The organism is Kiloniella sp., assembly GCF_048259265.1.
In the GTDB taxonomy this organism is placed as follows: Bacteria; Pseudomonadota; Alphaproteobacteria; order Kiloniellales; family Kiloniellaceae; genus Kiloniella.
The window spans coordinates 103,113-121,587 of record NZ_JBLXHT010000009.1 but is presented as its reverse complement, the minus strand read 5'-3'; the positions used below and the strand labels follow the sequence as shown (position 1 = coordinate 121,587).

16 protein-coding genes and 1 riboswitch are annotated in these 18,475 nt (G+C 45.5%); of the genes, 7 read left to right on the top strand and 9 right to left on the bottom strand.

Annotated features, from left to right (window positions below; genetic code table 11):
• Positions 1 to 5 precede the first annotated feature (5 nt).
• The 3 genes from ACN0QW_RS14735 to ACN0QW_RS14725 all read right to left on the bottom strand — a co-directional run bounded on the left by ACN0QW_RS14735 (position 6) and on the right by ACN0QW_RS14725 (position 5,225).
• Positions 6 to 2,855 (bottom strand): ribonucleoside-diphosphate reductase subunit alpha, encoded by a 2,850-nt coding sequence (locus ACN0QW_RS14735; RefSeq protein ID WP_417432359.1) that lies wholly within the window; start codon positions 2,853 to 2,855, stop codon positions 6 to 8.
• A gap of 104 nt (positions 2,856 to 2,959) precedes the next feature.
• Positions 2,960 to 3,171: riboswitch (cobalamin riboswitch) on the bottom strand.
• Between the two features lie 88 nt (positions 3,172 to 3,259).
• On the bottom strand, positions 3,260 to 4,342 hold the full coding sequence (locus tag ACN0QW_RS14730; protein WP_417432358.1) for a D-TA family PLP-dependent enzyme: 1,083 nt from the start codon (positions 4,340 to 4,342) through the stop codon (positions 3,260 to 3,262).
• 4 nt (positions 4,343 to 4,346) lie between these two features.
• Positions 4,347 to 5,225 (bottom strand): MurR/RpiR family transcriptional regulator, encoded by an 879-nt coding sequence (locus tag ACN0QW_RS14725; RefSeq protein WP_417432357.1) that lies wholly within the window; start codon positions 5,223 to 5,225, stop codon positions 4,347 to 4,349.
• Between the two features lie 257 nt (positions 5,226 to 5,482).
• Between ACN0QW_RS14725 and ACN0QW_RS14720 the strand changes: the two genes are divergently transcribed.
• From ACN0QW_RS14720 to ACN0QW_RS14705, 4 genes are all read left to right on the top strand, one after another.
• A complete protein-coding gene (locus tag ACN0QW_RS14720) occupies positions 5,483 to 6,007 on the top strand; it encodes a TRAP transporter small permease (protein WP_417432356.1) in 525 nt (174 codons plus the stop codon).
• Positions 6,004 to 7,284: a TRAP transporter large permease gene (locus tag ACN0QW_RS14715; protein ID WP_417432355.1), complete on the top strand. Its 1,281-nt coding sequence runs from the start codon at positions 6,004 to 6,006 to the stop codon at positions 7,282 to 7,284. Before ACN0QW_RS14720 ends, ACN0QW_RS14715 begins: the two co-directional genes overlap by 4 nt.
• 97 nt (positions 7,285 to 7,381) lie before the next feature.
• Positions 7,382 to 8,437 carry a DctP family TRAP transporter solute-binding subunit gene (locus tag ACN0QW_RS14710; protein ID WP_417432354.1) on the top strand — a complete coding sequence of 352 codons (1,056 nt, stop codon included), beginning with the start codon at positions 7,382 to 7,384 and terminating at the stop codon, positions 8,435 to 8,437.
• A gap of 77 nt (positions 8,438 to 8,514) precedes the next feature.
• Positions 8,515 to 9,966, top strand: coding sequence for a M81 family metallopeptidase (locus ACN0QW_RS14705; protein ID WP_417432353.1), 1,452 nt, complete (start codon positions 8,515 to 8,517; stop codon positions 9,964 to 9,966).
• Here the strand turns inward: ACN0QW_RS14705 and ACN0QW_RS14700 are convergent.
• Positions 9,963 to 11,363, bottom strand: a complete 1,401-nt coding sequence (locus tag ACN0QW_RS14700; protein WP_417432352.1) for a M20 family metallopeptidase — start codon at positions 11,361 to 11,363, stop codon at positions 9,963 to 9,965. The genes ACN0QW_RS14705 and ACN0QW_RS14700 overlap by 4 nt on opposite strands.
• Entirely contained in the window at positions 11,363 to 12,940 is a 1,578-nt protein-coding gene (locus ACN0QW_RS14695; protein WP_417432351.1) for a gamma-glutamyltransferase family protein, read from the bottom strand. Before ACN0QW_RS14695 ends, ACN0QW_RS14700 begins: the two co-directional genes overlap by 1 nt.
• A gap of 286 nt (positions 12,941 to 13,226) precedes the next feature.
• On the opposite strand from ACN0QW_RS14695, the gene ACN0QW_RS14690 reads away from it, so the two are divergent.
• Positions 13,227 to 14,903 (top strand): monovalent cation:proton antiporter-2 (CPA2) family protein, encoded by a 1,677-nt coding sequence (locus ACN0QW_RS14690; protein ID WP_417432350.1) that lies wholly within the window; start codon positions 13,227 to 13,229, stop codon positions 14,901 to 14,903.
• Positions 14,904 to 14,926: 23 nt separating this feature from the next.
• On the opposite strand, the gene ACN0QW_RS14685 is transcribed toward ACN0QW_RS14690, so the two are convergent.
• The gene (locus ACN0QW_RS14685; protein WP_417432349.1) at positions 14,927 to 15,745 is read right to left on the bottom strand and encodes a substrate-binding periplasmic protein; all 819 of its coding nucleotides are present in this window, start codon (positions 15,743 to 15,745) and stop codon (positions 14,927 to 14,929) included.
• A gap of 131 nt (positions 15,746 to 15,876) precedes the next feature.
• On the opposite strand from ACN0QW_RS14685, the gene ACN0QW_RS14680 reads away from it, so the two are divergent.
• The gene (locus ACN0QW_RS14680; RefSeq protein WP_417432348.1) at positions 15,877 to 16,356 is read left to right on the top strand and encodes a GNAT family N-acetyltransferase; all 480 of its coding nucleotides are present in this window, start codon (positions 15,877 to 15,879) and stop codon (positions 16,354 to 16,356) included.
• Positions 16,357 to 16,423: 67 nt separating this feature from the next.
• Here the strand turns inward: ACN0QW_RS14680 and ACN0QW_RS14675 are convergent, their stop codons facing one another.
• Together ACN0QW_RS14675 and ACN0QW_RS14670 are read right to left on the bottom strand one after the other, a co-directional pair.
• Entirely contained in the window at positions 16,424 to 16,723 is a 300-nt protein-coding gene (locus tag ACN0QW_RS14675; RefSeq protein ID WP_417432347.1) for an AzlD domain-containing protein, read from the bottom strand.
• Positions 16,720 to 17,403, bottom strand: coding sequence for an AzlC family ABC transporter permease (locus ACN0QW_RS14670; RefSeq protein WP_417432346.1), 684 nt, complete (start codon positions 17,401 to 17,403; stop codon positions 16,720 to 16,722). Before ACN0QW_RS14670 ends, ACN0QW_RS14675 begins: the two co-directional genes overlap by 4 nt.
• A gap of 125 nt (positions 17,404 to 17,528) precedes the next feature.
• Between ACN0QW_RS14670 and ACN0QW_RS14665 the strand changes: the two genes are divergently transcribed.
• Positions 17,529 to 18,008: an Lrp/AsnC family transcriptional regulator gene (locus tag ACN0QW_RS14665; protein WP_417432345.1), complete on the top strand. Its 480-nt coding sequence runs from the start codon at positions 17,529 to 17,531 to the stop codon at positions 18,006 to 18,008.
• Between the two features lie 25 nt (positions 18,009 to 18,033).
• On the opposite strand, the gene arfB is transcribed toward ACN0QW_RS14665, so the two are convergent.
• A complete protein-coding gene (arfB, locus tag ACN0QW_RS14660) occupies positions 18,034 to 18,459 on the bottom strand; it encodes an alternative ribosome rescue aminoacyl-tRNA hydrolase ArfB (RefSeq protein ID WP_417432344.1) in 426 nt (141 codons plus the stop codon).
• Positions 18,460 to 18,475: the final 16 nt, after the last annotated feature.

The following is an 18,475-nucleotide window of genomic DNA, read 5'->3' as shown; positions in this document are numbered from 1 at the left end:
CACGGTTACTGGCATGCTTCACATTCTGGATCATCGATCGAACAAACTTGCCCTGTGCTTATTGGCGTTGTCATGTTTGTTGCGACGGCATTTAGTTTCCCATCTGTTCCTTTCAGAGTGGATTTCTCTACGTGAGTTGCTGATTTTGACCTGAGGTAATAGGTGGTTTTTAGGCCACGTTCCCATGCAAGCTGATAGAGCGCATCAAGAGCTTTCCCACTGGGATTGGCCAGATAGAGGTTTAGAGATTGTGCTTGATCAATCCATTTTTGTCTTCGTGCAGCGGCCTCAATCAAAAAGGCGGAATCAATTTCAAAGGCTGTAGCATAGAGGGTTTTAAGGTCTTGAGGAATGCGGTCGATTTCTCCGATGCTGCCATCATAGTATTTAAGGTCAGAAATCATGACGTCATCCCAAAGATTTAAGGCTTTTAGATCATTTACCAAAGATGCGTTAACGACGGTGAATTCACCTGACATGTTGGATTTTACGAAAAGATTTTGATAGGCAGGTTCAATTGATTGGGAAACGCCACAGATATTTGAGATTGTTGCCGTGGGCGCAATTGCCATTGTATTTGAATTACGCATTCCTATTTTTTTGACGCGCTTTCGAAGTTTTTCCCAGTCAAGTTTGCTGCAGGTATTGTATTGAAAATTGGTGCGTTGTTCTTCTAGAAGTTTCATGGAATCTAGTGGTAAAATACCCTTTGACCACAGAGAACCTTTGAAGCTCGCATAGCTTCCCCTTTCTTCAGCAAGATTGCTTGATGCTGTTATTGTGTGAAAGGATATTGCTTCCATACTTTCGTCAGCGAAGGTAATTGCAGCATCAGAACCGTATGGAATTCGTTGTTTTTGCAATGCATCTTGAAAGCCCATTAGTCCAAGGCCGACGGGACGATGTTTCAAATTTGATTTGCGGGCTTCCGGGATGGTGTAAAAATTGATATCGATGACGTTGTCGAGCAAGCGCATCGCTGTTTTTGTTGTTTTCTCTAGCTTGCTATGATCGATACCGTTTTTAGTGGTATGCGCGGCAAGGTTAATAGAACCCAGATTACAAACGGCAACTTCGTCATTGGAAGTATTAAGTGTAATTTCCGTACAAAGATTTGACGAATGGACGACGCCAATGTGATTTTGAGGTGACCGAATGTTACAGGGATCCTTGAAGGTGATCCAAGGATGTCCTGTTTCAAAAAGCATTGTTAACATCCGGCGCCATAGATCTATCGCACGTATTTTTTTGTGGGCACGAAGTTCCCCGTTTTCGGCTTTTGTCTCGTAATTTTCATAGGTTTGTTGGAAGTCTCGACCATAGAGATTATGGAGATCCGGTGTTTCATCAGGCGAGAAAAGAGTCCATGAGGCGTCTTCCCTGACACGTTTCATAAAAAGATCGGGGACCCAGTTGGCGGTATTCATGTCATGGGTTCTGCGACGATCATCTCCGGTATTTTTTCTTAAGTCGAGAAATTCTTCTATATCCAAATGCCATGTTTCAAGGTATGCGCAAACTGCTCCTTTACGCTTTCCCCCCTGATTCACAGCAATGGCCGTGTCATTGGCAACTTTTAAGAATGGCACCACACCTTGACTTTCGCCGTTTGTGCCTTTGATGTGTGCACCGAGACCCCGCACAGAAGTCCAGTCATTTCCGAGGCCGCCAGAATACTTTGCCAGCAGTGCATTATCTTTGATCGACTTGAATATATCCCCTAAGTCATCTGAGATGGTTGTTAAAAAACAAGATGATAATTGGGGGTGTTGTGTGCCCGAGTTAAAGAGTGTGGGGGTTGAACACATGAAATCAAACGAGGATAAGAGGTCATAAAATTCGATAGTTTTTTCTTCTCTATCTGTTTCGCGCAGAGCAAGGCCCATGGCGACCCGCATGAAAAATGCCTGTGGCAATTCAATGCGGTTTTCATCTTGGTGAAGAAAATAACGATCATAGAGGGTTTGTAGGCCCAGATATTGAAAGAGCGTGTCTCGTTCTGGTTTTATTGCTGCGCTTAAGCGGTCTAAGTCATATCTAGCGAGTTCAGGGTCCAAAAGTTCTGATGTCAGCCCCTTTTTTATATATGCCCGGAAGTAATCTGGATAAATATCGGCAATTTCGCTCTGGGTTGCTGTTTGATTTCGCTCAAAGATAAATGACAAAACCTCTGTGCGAAGTTTGTCGAGTAAAAGCCTTGCCGAAACATAGCTATACTCAGGTTCTGTTTCAATCAGGGTTCTTGCTGCGAGGATTGGTGCAAGTGCCAGTTCAGAAGAACTGATGCCATCATAAATATTCCGTTTTGTTTCCGATAAAATCTTTTCTTTAGAGGTGTTTTTTAATCCATCGCAAGCTTCGGCCATGATGGTCTCTAGGCGATTTTGGTCTAGGTCAACTTTTGATCCATCTGGTTGTGTGACACTAAAGTCTCGTTGTGATTCTGACGGGGCGTTATTTTCAGTTTGGCGGTCCTTGTTTCTTTCTTCACGATAAAGAACGTAGGCCCGTGCAACCTTCTGGTGGCCGCCGCGCATTAATGCGAGCTCGACCCGGTCCTGAATATCTTCGATGTGAAAGGTACGTCCCGAGGTGTCTCTTTGAGTAAGGGACTTAGTGATCTCTTCCGAGAGGGTGTGAATGGTATCGTGAACCCGAGGGGAGGCAACAGCATTAGAGCCCTCTATGGCGATAAATGCCTTGGTGATCGCGGTGGTGATTTTTTCGGGTTCAAAAGGGGAGACTTTCCCATTCCGGCGGATCACTTTGTAGTCTGTACCAGAAGTAACAGGAGTGTCTTGATTGGCGCTGGAAATTACCTCACCCGGTAATTCGTTTGATTCTATGAGAGACATGCATTGGCCTTTTTTGTCTGTGTAAGGACAGGGCCAAATGATTTGCGGATAACATGAACAGAGAGTCCATGATGCCAGCAACACCATCGGAGCACCCCGCCCGCGGAATTGACTTTTATCGGGGCAGGTCTCCTGGCTTGCAGATCAATGCTTTTGTCCGCCTTCCCAATGCAAAAAATGACATCAGTGGCATAAATGACAGTAGCTAACTGCTTACAGTTGCGGGGGCAGCTTCGGGATTGCGATTGTATCACGCACCGAATTCCCTCTTAGCTTCCGAATGAATTTCGAAAGAACCTCGATATCTATATCTGGTATGCTAAAGTTGTCAGTGTGTCAATCAATAGTATTTTCGTCTCAAGAGACTTGTTGTGGTGTTCCGTAGGATTTGGGTAGAATTTTGATTAAGTTACCAAGCCGCGAGCAAGGACGGGTGTTTTTACGATGTTTCCTGTCTCTAACAGATATACATGATCAACCATATTGGACACGACGCAGACGTGGTTGGGGATGATATGAACTTGATCCCCAACTTTGGGTGACCATGAGCTGTTACTAAGGTCAAGGGTGCCGTGTTCTTCGCTAAGGCTGGTGATTTTTGCATCTGGTGCTTCTTTGATTAAACCGAAACTCTCCATGCCCAATAGGTCGGATGTCAGCATTTTTGAACCTGCGTCAATGATGGCCCGATCTTTTGTTGGTTTACTGACGATGGTTGTTTTGACGGTAACCGCACAATCACTAATCGCACACAAGCCAGCTTCGATCAGGGATCTATCGTTATAGATATAGGTGCCTGATCGATGTTCTGTTGCGACAGATACTTCTTGGGACCGCCACATATTTGGTGTTCCGCCATTACTTACCTTGGGACAGGGGATGCCATGTTTGATTAATAGATCTCGGGTGTTTTTGAGCCAATCATTTACATCAGTTTGATTGCCCATTGGAGGGTAGGTCATTAGCCCACCTAACGATAACCCCGCTGTGTTGTGAATGAGCTGTGCGAGGTGAAGTGCCTCTTGTGCTGACTGAACACCACATCGTTTTGCCCCGGTGTCACATTCAATTAAAATTTCCAGAGGTTTTTCTTCTCTTGTAAAGGTTCTTGCGAGCCCTTCAATTACATATTCATTGTCGGCAACCACTGATAAAGTGCATTTTTCTGCGAGTTGAGCCAGTCGATTTAATTTTTGATCTCCAATAATATTGTAGGTGATGAGAATATCATTGATGCCCGATGCCGCCATGATTTCAGCTTCACCGATTTTTTGACAGGTGATGCCAATTGCTCCAGCTTTAATTTGACGCTTGGCCATACATGGTAGCTTATGTGTTTTTATGTGAGGGCGTAATAGAATGTCGTGCTGATCACAATGTCCCTGCAATTTTTCTATGTTCTTTTGGGCAATAGCAACGTCGATCAAGACAGCGGGTGTTGAAATGTCATTGATCATGGATGGTTTCGTTTCGGCAGAGCAATCCATTCTATCAATCCCCGATTGGTTGTGGGTCTGTGTTCCCGTGCAAAGCTGTAAGAGAGGCCCTGATTCGACGTAGCTTTTCTTTGGTTTTTTCGGGCATTTTACGTGCGACAGAGGCTGCGAGGACATCAATGACGGCAAGAAAAACCAGGCGAGATGCTGTTGGTTTATATATGTCAGGGTCTTCTGGAAGTTCCAGACCAACGGTGAGAGAGCAAACTTGCGACAGTTCTGAATTTGGCTTTGTCAGGCACATGGTTGTGGCACCGTATTGATTGGCAATTTTTGCCGTATCTATAAGAGCCCTAGGGGTGCCTGTTGATGAAATGAAAAACATAAGGTCATCTGGGCCTAGTGTTGCAGCGTGCATTCTAAGTAAATAGGCGTCATTAAGGGATAGAGCGGTAATGCCAAGACGGAAAAACCTGTTTGCTGCGTCAAAAGCAACTGTTGTTGATCCGCCGCCGACACCACAAAAAATAAGTGTTTTTGTGCGAGCAAGGGCATTGACAGCGTTCGATATTTCATCTGGATTAATTTGGTTTTTGGCAACTTCAGTTGTTGATATTAGGGCATCAAGGACCTGATCAATAGTGCTGTCTGTTGACGTTACGGTTTTATCCGAGCGTGAAAGGTATTGCATGCTGACGGCAACGTTCTGCGCCAGCTGAATTTTGAAATCTTTGAAGCCATCACAGCCTAGTTTCCGGCAGAAGCGAATAACGGTTGGTTCGCTGACGTTACTAAATTTGGCCAGTGAATTAACACTTATTTGGCTAACACTTTCTAAGTTATTAAGTACATAGGTGGCCACTTGTTGTTCGCGTGCTTTAAAACTACCGTCCATTTTTTTTATTTTAGTTATGAGATCAAAAGTAGCAGCCAATGGTATGTCCTTGGTTGTTCGTGTTTAAGTTTCTTGTGCGTAAACTGAGTGTAATTGCTTTGTATCTAGTCGTATTGTTCATAAACAATATACTACGTAGTTAAATTACACAAATAATCATTTTTTGTAATAATATCAGGGAATATCCATAAAACTACGCTAAATTGACTCTTTATGAAGTTTATTTACGTAATTTTACTTTACATATATCGATTCTGAGCAGTAGATGTAGTTAAATTACATTTCTGGGAGGGGTGATGAAAGCTTTCGCTGCAAAAGCCAGCAAAAGGTTGAACTGGGCGGTTGAACGTATTGTCGCCTTACTGATGCTGTTATTGGTTTTGGATGTATGGCTCGGTGTTGTTGATCGTTACCTTTTCCATTGGCAACTGCCTTGGCCGGAAGTTTTAGCCCGATATCTGATGATTTGGGCTGCGCTGTTAGCAATATCTGCGGGTATTGCAAGGCGTGAACACATTGGCCTCTCTATTTTAATTGATCGATTACCCCAAGGCATTCGTCGACCACTGCTTGTTCTTGTGGATGTCATAACTTTTGCTTTGTTTGCTTTTCTTTGCTGGTACGGAATTGATTTCGCCATCGGGGGTGGTAATCGACAAGCAATGATTTTCGGCATGACATTGGCAATGCCCTTTGCGGCCATACCAGTGGCCTCTGCGGTTGCAGCCGTTCAGGTTTTGTTGGTCGCGATGAGGGACCAAGGCGAAGTAATTATTGATCCGAATGATAGCCTGTCATCTGGGGCGGGAGCAGTACAATGATTATCGGGATTGCTTTTGTTGTTTTAGTTTTGATTGGTATGCCAATTGGTTTTGCCCTGGGACTGACTGGTGTGATTGGCTTAATTGACATGGGCGGTGGTGCTTTCTTTGCGCTTGCCCCAAGTAAAATGTTTAACGGGTTAAATATCTTCCCATTTTTGGCGATGCCTTTTTTCATCCTTGCGGGTGAGATTATGAATCATACCGGGATTACCCATCGTTTGGTGAATCTGGCTCAGGCGTTGGTTGGCCATTTCCGAGGTGGCCTGGCACACACCAATATGTTGGCATCTGTTTTCTTTGCCGGGTTGACCGGGGCGGCGACTGCGGATGCAGCCGCCTTCGGTAAGACGTTAGTTCCCGCAATGGTCAAGCGTGGTTATAGCCGGGATTATGCCTGTGCGGTGACTGCGGCGGGATCAATTATTGGGCCAACCATTCCACCTTCAGGGTTGATGGTTGTTTATGGTTCTTTGATGGGGGTGTCTATCGGAGGACTGTTCGCGGCGGGAATTCTACCGGGATTATTGATCTGTATTGTTTGTATGATTGTGATTGCTGTTGGGGTTAAAGCGAATAACCTTCCCGAAGCAGAGGAACGATCCAGCCTGAAAGAACTCTGGCAGATCTTTAAATCCTCTATTCTGGCGCTTTTTATGCCGATTATCATTCTAGGCGGTATTCTAGGTGGCATTGTTACGCCGACAGAGGCTGCCTCTATCGCTGTTGGCTATGCACTTTTTATCGGTGTCGTTGTCTATCGGGCGATTACAGTTCCTGACTTTATTGGAATGTTGATACGCACAGCCCGAATTACGGGGGTGATCTTTGTCATTATTGCTTTTGCAGCGATCCTTGGTTGGTGGATGAGCTTTAATCGTATTCCACAGGAAATTGCCGAAGCGATATTATCTATATCGAACAATCCTTACATCATTATTGCATTGGTTATCGTGCTACTTCTGGCGATTGGCATGATCATGGATATTACAGCCATATTGATCTTGCTTGCCCCCGTTCTTGTCCCTTTGACGGAACAAATAGGTCTAGAGCCTATTCATGCGGGGATCATTTTTGTTTTGGCCTTGAATATATCTTTGATGACCCCGCCCGTGGGGGCGTGCCTTTTTGTCCTGTCGTCTGTGACGGGGGAGAAGTTAGAGCGTATTGCCGCAAAGCTTTGGCCCTTCTTGATTGCCGAAGTAGTCATTCTGTTCATTTTTGCTTTTTGGGAGGACCTAGCCATGACCCTTCCGCGATTACTGGGGTTCGCCTGATCCTCGCGAGATAAGGAGTGGCGACTGCTCCTTCACCTTTTTGAAGTTACAGACGCACGTTTGGGAAAAAGAAATATAATCTTAAGGGAGACATAAGATGAAATTACTGAAAAAAGTTGCAACTTCTGTTGCTGTTGGTGCATTGCTTTGTTCTGGTGTCACCGGGGCGATGGCTGATACAAAAGTTCTAAAGTTCGGCCATGACAACAAGATGGACCCGTTTGAAAATCCTGCGCACGCTTGTACAGCTGTTTTCGCCAACATTGTCGAAGCTGATACAAATGGTTCAATTGAAGTTGAAGTGTATCCTTCAAACCAGCTTGGTTCTGCGAAAGAACACGTTCAATTGGTACGGGATAACGTTATTCAGGCGACCCTGACTTCAACAGGTGCTATTTCGTCTTATTATCCGCGTATCGATGTTCTGAACTTGGCTTTTGCTTTTGATCATAACGCGGCAACGTATGATGTTTTTGATGGTCCTTTTGGCGCACAACTTTCCAAGGATATCGAAGAAACTGTTAGCGGCGTGAAGGTACTTGGCTTTCCGGATACAGGTGGCTTCTTTGCTGTTACGAACTCTAAGCACCCAATTGAAAATCTTGAAGATTTCAAGGGAATTCGCGTTCGTACAATGACGTTGCCTTCGCATCAGAAGATTATTCAATCGCTTGGTGGTGAAGCCTATCCACTGGCATGGGGTGAGGTTTATTCCGGCCTGCAGACTGGGGTTATCGATGGCCAAATGAACCCAGTGCCGATTATTTCATTCGCCAAATTTGCTGAAGTTCAGAAGTATATGACACTGACCAATCATCTATTTGCGCCTTATACTTTTATGGTATCAAAAGCATTTTGGGATGATTTGAGTGCCGATGAGCAGCGTGTCCTTAATTATGCAGCCAATTCCTGTGTTGTTGCCAGCCGAGGTCTAAGCCGCGTTATCGAAGCTTCTGATCGTGGTTTAGCGGGTCTGAAAGATAAAATTGATGTGACAGCTTTGTCAGCTGAAGCACGCAGTGAATTTAAAGCAGCCGCACAGCCAGTTGTGTTGAAGCATGTCGAAGAAACGCTTGGTGAAAGAGGTGTTACTCTTATGGACCTTTTTCAAGAAGAACTGGGTAAAGCCAATACACGTAATTATCTGAAATAATTACCGATTGATCCGGGGGGCTTTTCCCCCGGGTTTCTTTTAGAGTATTTTCAAATATTAATTTATGAGGTTTTCCTGTGCGGATATTTTGCGCATCTATCGCGACTGAGACAAATACCTTTTCTCCTCTGCGTGCTGATCTCAGTGACTTTAAGGAAAGCTTTTATGCTGGACCGGGGGATCATCCTGAAACCCCAACCTTGTGTAGTGCGGTGTTTCCTGTCTGCCGCCGTCGGGCAAAGGAAGAGGGATGGGATCTTGTCGAAGGAACGGCAACTTGGGCAGAACCGGGAGGAATTGTTAATTCAAAAACCTGGGATGGCTTGAGAGAAGAGGTTTTGGATCAATTACGATCTGCGCTTCCTGTTGATGCCGTCGTTCTTGGTTTGCACGGGGCAATGGTGGCGCAGAACTGTCAGGATTGTGAAGGAACACTACTAAAGGCTGTTCGGGAAATCGTTGGCCCAGATGTCATTATTGGCGCGACACTGGATCCCCATAGCCATCTTTCGCAAAAGCGAACGGATGCAGCAGACGTACTGGTTGCTTTCAAGGAATTTCCACATACAGATTTTGTCGAATGTGCTGAAGATTGTGTTGATCTGGTGGTTCGAACAGTAAAGAAACAGATTTCCCCCGAACTTCATGTGGCTGATTGCAACATGATCGAAGTGCTGCCGACAAGTCGAGAGCCAATGCGAAGCTTCGTTGACAAGATAAAGTCGCTACAAGGAAAAGACGGTGTTCTTTCTATTTCGGTTATACATGGCTTTATGGCTGGTGATGTCCCGGATATGGGGACGAAAATACTAATCGTCGCGGATCGTGAGAAAAACCTTGCCCAAAAGTTGGCTTATGATCTCAGCCGGGAATTGTTTTCATTCCGCGGAACAACCCGTCCTGAATTTTTATCACCTACCGAGGCTGTTGTTCGGGCTAAAAAAGCCCCGAGTGGTCCCATTGTTATTGCTGATGTCTGGGATAATCCAGGAGGAGGTGTGCCGGGTGATTCAACAATTCTTCTCCGCACATTGGTGGAACAAGAAGCCTTTGATGCCGCTGTCGGCACCATCTGGGATCCGATGGCTGTGAAAACGTGTATTTCTGCGGGTGAAGGGGCGACGCTTAAACTACGCTTCGGTAGCAAAATGTCGGATACAGCTGGCCCGCCGATTGATGGGGATGTAAAGATCCTCAAAATCGTTTTGGATGCGACACAGGATTTTGGTGAATCTATTGTTCCGCTGGGGGATAGCGTTGCGATTGATTATATGGGGATTACGGTTATCCTTAATTCCAACCGGAGCCAGAGCTTTGACCCGAGTTTATTCCGAAATCTTGGTGTTGATCCCAAGTCAAAAAAGATCTTGGCGATCAAATCCACCAACCACTTTTATGATGGTTTTGAGCCTGTGGCGTCGGACATACTTTATGCCAGTGTTGATGGACCTTACCCAAATGATCCTAAAACCACAGACTACAAGTATGCCCGTACCGATATCTGGCCTAGGACAGATCTTTCTGGCTAGAAGGTATCCCTGTCTGCTCTGGATATGTCTGCTTCGGATAGATCCCAAAAAAGCCCTGCCATATTCCGTAAACCATCCTGCACAATAGGTTTAAGAAGATGTTCGTTCGGTGCGTGCTGTGAGCAGCCACCATAGGAATGTGGGATCCATACCGTTGGGAGGCCAAGAATTTCGCTAAAGGTTTCGTTGGGAAGAGAACCAGCTAAATTGGGGAGAATGTGGGCTTTCTTTCCGCAGGTTTCTTTTATGGATTTTGCTACAAAGCTAACCCAAGGATGGTCTGGATCAAGCCGGGTTGCTTTAAAGAATGCTTCTTTACTGGGAATGATTTCTACAGCAGAAAATCCAGCTTCATCTAAGTGCCGCCGTAAGGCTGGTAATATATTATCAGTATCGGTTCCGACAACAAACCGTAACTGACAATGGGCATTCGCCTGACCTGCTATGGCATTAACTGGGGCTTCGGGAACACCACTTTTCATTGCAAGTACAGCAAATGAGTTCCATCCAAAGGCCCGTTGGGCCGGATCAAGTTCTTCTTCTCCCCAGTCGTGATTTATTTCCGGGCCACCATCAATTGGTAAGCCTTGAAGAGTGTTTTTTATGTCCTCGGTCAAGCTTGTCGGCCGCCATTCAGGGATTTGTATCTGGCCTCGCGCATCTGTGATGGACGCAATTGCGTGGGATAATATTATAGCAGGATCAGCCAGCAATCCGCCCCAGTTCCCGGAATGGTTGGCTCCTTCGCGCAAGTTGACAGACAGATCGAAGTTGATTGCACCACGGGTGCCCATAAACAACGTTGGCGTATCTGGTTGTAATCTGGGACCATCAGACGCAATCAAAACGTCGGCCTTTAAAAGTTCTTTGTGGCTTTCAAAGAAGTCGGCAAGACCAGCAGAGCCTGTTTCTTCCGATGTTTCTATGATGATTTTTAAGTTAAAGCCAAGTGATCCTTTTTCTTCAAGAAGGCACGACAATGCCGCGAGGTTAATCAGGTGCTGCCCCTTGTTGTCTGCGGTTCCCCGGCCATAAATTTTATCACCCCGCGTAATTACCTTGAAGGGATGTAATCCATCTTGCCACTGCTCTGTTTGTGCGCGAATGACATCCCCATGGCCATAGGTCAGAACCGTTGGCAGATCCGGTGCTTCTATCCGTTCTCCGACCAAAAAAGGTCCCCCTGAAGGGGCGGGGTTTTCGTATATCTTGCTGATGATATCCAGCTTATTGAGTAGCGGTGTTATCGCTTCGTTCAGGTACCTGTGAAGTTCTGTGTATTGATCCGGGTTTTGGCTTTCAGTTTCAACGGCAATCAGACGTTCCAAATCTGTGAGAAATTGACCATCATCATAATAGCTTTCTGCCCTTTTGATGGTTGCGTCACGTGTGGTCATTATTTCACACCTTCTTCTGCTACAGCATCACCCCACGGCGACATAATTTCGGTGCATCCGGAATTTACACCGTTTTCTCTGGAAACGCCGGCTGGGCAGGCAAAAGCGTAGGGGAATACAGTTCGTTTTGTTGTTGTAACATCATGTTTTTCAGATAGCGCTGAAATAATTTCCGGATCAAGGTCTTCGTCGGCAATGATCACATCCCCCCCGGACACATCCATTCTGGGGTGGTGAAAGGCTTCCTCTAAGCTCATGCCATGGTCGGTCATGAACGAGGTCAGGTGCATAACAGCGGGCATGATTTTTCGCCCCCCCGAAGCGCCAATAGCAAAGCGTCGATCACCCTGTTCGCCGATTACCGGGCAAACATTCATCAAGCAGCGTTTGTTGGGTGCCAAAGAGTTGGGGTGCCCTTGTTCAGGATCAAACCACATGATGCCATTGTTCATCAGCAGTCCTGTGTTGGAGGACACGACACGTGACCCGAAAAGAGACAGTAGAGTTTGGGTCATGGAAACCATGTTGCCGTGGCGATCTACCACGGAAAAATGTGTGGTACATGATGGCGCATGGGGGGCATCCTGATCCCCCATGGATGTCAGTCTTCTTTTATAGGCATTGTTTAAAGCTTCGGCGTAGGTATTGAAGCTTTCCGGTGATGGTGTGGAGCCTGGGGTAAATAGCTTTTCCATCTGCCCAAGTGTATCAGCAAGGGTCGGCCCAGCTGTCAATGTCGGTGTTGCGTGTACACGACTGTTTCGGTAAGGGATTGTCAGCGGATCTTCGAATTCGATGGCATAAGAGGCAAGGTCATCTAATGATAGAAAGCCACCTTTGTCTTGAATATCTTTGACCATGGTTGCCGCAATATCGCCGCTATAAAAATCGTCCGGTCCCTGATCGGCCAAACGGCTGAGTGTGCTGGCAAATTGGGATTGATCTATTCGTTTTTCTGATAGTGCCGTCCAGCCAGCGATGGTTGGCCATTGGCCATCTTCGAGAAAAGTCGCCGCTGCGTGTGGATCTTTGGATAGTGCGCGCGTTGCCGAGGCAATGATAAGGGCGGCATACCAATCTACAAGTAACCCTGATTTTGCTTCTTTGATGGCTGGTTGTAACAGGTCTTTCCATGGCATTTTACCAAATGCAGAATGAGCTTTTCCTGCGCCAGCAACAGTGCCGGGAACCGCAATGGAAAGTGGTCCCTGTACGTTCAGGTCACCTTCGACAGCACGCCAAGGAAAAAGATCGGCAGCCTTTCCATTTTCTGACAGCGGGAAGGCGCCAGGGTCCAGAGATTTTGGTGATTTCATACCATAGGTTAGCGCGTAAGCTTTTTGTTCTTCTTCTCGCCATATCATCATGGCGCCACCACCAGCAGGGCCACTCATCCAGGGTTCTAAAACCCCCATAGCAAAAGAAACGGCGACGGCTGCATCAACAGCATCACCCCCTTGTTCAAGAATGTCTGTTCCTATTTTTGCTGCGGTTATGTGTTGTGCTGCAACAACACCGCCCGCTGATTTGATGGCTGGTTTTTTGACGGATTGTGAAATGGAAAAACTATGTGCCATGACGCGTACTCGTTAGGTGTAAATTATATGGATTTTTGGAAGGCGATTTTGGTTGGACCACTATTCTGGCGGCTTTATGGGAAGAGGTCAAAGGTTTGCTCTGACAAAAAATTACAGATGGCAGAATGGGGGAGAGAACACCGATTCTTGAAATTAACCATATATATTTATTCTGACGATATGATAAGAAAATCAGACAAAAGCGCTTTGTCAAAATTGAACGCAAACTGATTTATACCGGTATGAATGGCACTCAATAAATTTGTGTCGGGGGAGAGAGAGAAGAATGATCGAGATCGTATCGTTGCTGGCAGCATCCGTGGTGGCGGTTTTGTTGTTTAGCCGACTGGGTCTTGGGTCCGTTCTTGGGTATCTCGCAGCAGGGGCAGTTATCGGTCCCGCGGGTTTGGGCCTTGTAAACGATGCTGACTACATGCGTCATATCGGTGAGTTCGGTGTTGTTTTTCTTCTGTTTTTAATTGGAATCGAAATAAAACCCCAACGTCTTTGGGTTTTGCGGAAGCTGGTATTTGGCTTGGGTGGCCTACAGGTTTTTGTCTCAGGGTTGCTTATTGCGGTCTTTAGTTATTTTGCTTTTGGCCTTGCGCGGGAAACAGCATTAGTTGTTGGTTTTGGTCTCGCGCTTTCTTCCACGGCTTTTGGGGTTCAAATTCTCGCGGATCAGCATCAGACAACTAGCCATTGGGGGCGAACCAGTTTTTCTATTCTTCTTTTTCAGGATCTAGCAGTTATTCCCCTATTGATCCTTTTGCCATTGTTGTCCTATGGCGAGATGCGGTTTTCTGTTTCCATGGGGTTTGCGCTTTTACAGTCGGTGGGCATTTTTATTTCTGTCCTCGTTGCCGGGCGTTATGCAATTAACCCGATGTTACATGCCATCGCGCATAGCAAGAATAGCGATGTTTTTGTCGCAACGGCTCTTTTGCTCGTACTTGGCTTCGCCTGGATTATGGAACTAGTTGGACTGTCCATGGCGATGGGCGCTTTTATTGCGGGCGTACTGCTTTCAGAATCAGAGTACAAACAACAGATCGAAGCAGACGTAATGCCATTCCGTGGTTTGTTACTCGGGCTCTTTTTTATGAGCGTGGGTATGTCATTTGTGCCGGGAACGGTCTTTGATAATCTGGAAATTGTGATCCTTGGTGCCCTTGCCCTTATCATTGTCAAAGCCTTGGTCATTATTGTGTTGGCAAAGATATGGAAAACCCCTTTGTCAATCGCAGTTAAGTGTGGGTTTTTGCTCTCTCAAGCGGGGGAATTCGGATTTGTGTTGTTCACGCTGGGTGATAGTTTGAATCTGTTACCAGAAGGTATGATGGAAACCCTGATTGCTGTCATTGTTCTGAGTATGGTGACAACGCCAATGATGGTCAAAGCCGGTGAACTGTTGGCTGAATGGCTTAAATCCCCCGCGTCAGACGCGATGGAAGTTTCTGAGCCTGTGCCGGAACGGCCTGTTATTGTCGCTGGATTTGGACGTGTTGGCGAAGTAATTGCAGGGATGTTGAGAAAAGTTGATGTCGCGACAGTTGCGATTGATATGGATGCCAAAAAAGTCGCCACTGGACGTCGGCTGGGCTATAACGTGCTTTTTGGTGATGCCAGTCGTCCCGAAATTTTAAAGTCTGTCGGGGCTGGGCGGGCACGTTTGGTTGTAATTACACTGGATAATTATAAAGCAGCCGAAGGTGTCGTGCGCACAATGAAGCGTCTCTATCCTGATGTACCGTTACATGTCAGGGTCAGGGATTGGCCTGATGCCGACCACTTTACAAAGCTTGGTGCGTCGCACGCGATACCGGAAACAGTTGAAGCTAGTCTGAGGTTGGGGGCGTCGGCGTTAGAGGCCGCAGGTGTTGGAGAAGAAGAAAGACGTACGTTGTTTGAGTATCTTCGTGAAGGTGATTACGAGAAGCTCAGGGACTATCACAAACTCTAGGGCTTTCTTTAAGCTCCTCCGCTTCAATTTTGCCACTTTATACCGTATTGATCGGCGATCCACTGATATTTAGGGCTTTTAATAACGGATATAATAATTTGTTCTAGCTCAGAAGCTGATATCAGAGCCTTTTTTCTGACAATGCCGATAAAGTTGTATTCCTGATCGTAAGTATCAGAAATAGTGATTTTTTCCTGATCCTCACTATTTTCCCTTAGATATTTTTTGAGAAAAGTTTCAGTAATTACCCCAATTTGTATGCGATGAGATAAAACTTGTTTGATTACCTGTTCTTGATGCGTCACCAAGTTTATATCAAAACGTTTTTTTAGCTTCTCGGGATCAGTTTCAAAGCTTGTAAAACGATAATGGTATCCCAGGATGGCCCCGATTTTTTTTGAAGAAACATCAGTGAAGAAATTTTGCGTAATTTTAGGGCTGCCTGCGGTGATATAACGTTCGCCGCCCCTAAGGAATACTTTTGTCGCATCAACTTCTTCAGGGTTCCACCCCCATTTTAAATGGTCAAATAAAGAGATATCATACAAGCCTTTTTGAAACATCGCATGACGGCGGCGTGGGCTTGATTCCACAATTTCAAATCGATAGCCAGTCTGGATGTCGTTCATCGCTGCGATCAGGTCTATCCCAAGACCACTCAGGGGATGGTTTTGTTCTATTGTAAAAAAGGGAGGGAAGTGGCTGACGCCGATCTTGATTGTTTTAACATTGGCTTGCGCGTTTGTTGCTGAAATAAAGAATATAAAAATACTTATAAAGAAAAAAAGAACCCTGCTTGTCCTGCGGGATATACATTCTCTAACGCATATTTTTGATGGCATTGTGCGTAATAACCAAGCTTTAAAATGTCAACTGCATGAATTGTACTGTGCAATTCGTGTTAAAAGCTATCTTTTTAATTATATGAAATATTTCTGTCGTCATTTTCTCAGCCATTAAAAGGACAGATGAGATGGTATCCGAGAGTGTTTTTATTCGCATAGCAAATCGTAATGATATGTTGGCGCTTGTGGGTATGGCCGAGGAATTTGCTAACCATCTTACCGTATTAGGAGAAGAGCGATCAGGCTTTGATACTGAGGCCAGTCTTGCACAACTCTTAAAACATGGCTTTGGGGATAAGCCGCTTTTTTCTGCATTATTGGCAGAGAGTAAAGGGAAACCTGTAGGCTATGCGATCTACAATTTCGGATTTTGGGCAGATAGTTTTCAAGGCATGATCTTCATGACTGATTTGTTCGTACGTGAAGAATGGCGGTCGAAGGGTATTGGAAAAATGATGATCAAGGAGCTTCGTCAAGTCGGTCGTGAGAATGACTGTGATCTCCTTGTTTGGACTGTCTGGGCCAATAATCCCTCAGCTCAAAAATTTTATAAAAATCTAGGGGCTGTCGCTTTAAATGACGAAGTGTTTATGAAGCTGGATATCTAGACACGAGGCTTTGTCGTCTTGATTTTCCCAGCTTCATAATAAAGTGATTACCTAATATTAAAGTCGGCTATACAAAATAATGGTTTAAAGTGAATATTGTGATAAAGCCGAAAGCCATGGTCATCACGACATGATTTGTCATTAAAGCAATCGCCAAGGTAATCGCCGCTGCTATCCAGGTGATCGTATTCTCCCCTGCGAGAGAGGACGCGATCAATGCGACAATCAAACAACCAGGCAAATCGGCGAGGAACTTGTTCAGGTATTTGTGCTCACTAATTAGTTGTCCACTTACCAATCCCAAAAAGCGGATTGAATAGGCACCAAAAGCTAGTGTTCCGATCAAAAGCCATTGTGCATCAGTCATGCTGCAACCTTTTTCATTATCTGTTGTGTGAGGCCTGTTGTAATGACACCAGCGATACTGCCCGCAATGATGGCAAAGGCACTTCCTAGGGATAGATGGATAAGAACAACTGTGATGATGAACGTTATCATCCAGGGCAGGGTGTCTTGTTTATTGCGCCACATTGCACGAGCCATGGCGATAAAGGCCGCTGTGAAGGCGAAACCCAGACCATATTCAATGAGATTAGGTATCGATTGTCCGAGTAAAGCGCCGCCTGTTGTCGAAACAAGCCATGTGACGAACATCGTTAAGCCTGACCCAATCAAAAAGGGGGCGCCAATTGAGGGATCTTTTGCTTTCTTGGCAAAAGTTAAAGCCCAGTTTTCATCACTTGTAATGTGAATGGCAAAAAGGCGTTGAAGAAAGGGAACCTCTTTGAGGACTGAATTGAGCGAAGCTATGATGCCGAGATACCGCATATTCAGCGCCAGACCAGCAAGGACGGCACCAATCACAATCCCTTCTGATGCGAATTGCTCTACCGCGACAATCTGGGATGAGCCCGCATGTACCGAGGCACTCATCAACGCAATGCCCCACCACGGGAAATCAAGTTGTGCGGCAATAACGCCAAAGACAAATCCATAGACGGCAGCACCAGCAGCTAATGGCAAAATACTTATAAAGCCTTGTTTCATTAAAATTACCAAAAAGTGTTTACAGAGGTTTCAAAGGTATCAAGGTGGAGGGATTGTTTTGTATCATTAAATGCCTATATATGATTAAATAAGATCTAATAATTCATAATTATGATTGTAATACTATGGATAATGTTGATAGGCGGATATTGGAAGAGCTTCAGTTGGATGCGCGTACGCCAATAGCTCTGCTTTCGGAAAAGGCAAATGCATCGACTGCATCGGTTCAGCGACGTTTAAAGCGCTTGCGTGAAAGCGGGGTTATCCAATCAGAAAATGCGATTGTTGATCCCGAAGCTGTTGGTTATGAGGTGACAGCCGTAATCTCTGTCGATCTCGAACGTGACCGAATTGACGAGACGGATGCTTTTAAACGACGCGCAAAAAAAGAACCGCAGGTTCAGCATTGTTATTGCGTGGCAGGAGGCTCTGATTTTGTACTTATTGTCATCGCAAAGAATATGAAAGATTACGAAGCCTTCACGCATCGTTTCTTTTTCAATGACAGTAATGTACGGCGCTTCCAAACATCAATTGCTGTCTCCCGTGTGAAAGCAACGACTTTTGTCCCAATGATAAAAGGCAACGAGACTGATAGAAATTGAAATAATTCACAAAGAGAAGGTCGGGCTAGTAGTCTGATTTGGAAACCTTGCCGCGGTCTTTTTTGATCGCACCGCGTTGTTTCTTTTTGTCCGTTCGTTTGGTTTTCGCAGATTTTGACGGTTTGGTCGGGCGGCGCGATTTTTGTTGTACGGTGGCTTTTTTGATTAAATCGGTAAGTCTGTCGCGTGCATCCTGGCGGTTGCGTTCCTGAGTACGATGGCTGTTTGCCGTAATTAGGATCTCACCATCTTGGGTCATCAGGTGGCTGGCGAGGCTTTTTAAACGGTTAAAGACAAATACCGAAATCGTTGGGCAAAGCTTTGCATTAAACCGTAACTGGACTGCCGAAGAAACTTTGTTGACGTTCTGGCCACCAGAGCCAGAAGCCCTAATGAAGGTTTCCTGTAGCTCTTCTTCGGCGATCTGGATGGTGTTTGTTATTTTAAGCATGAAAGCCTATGGAAGG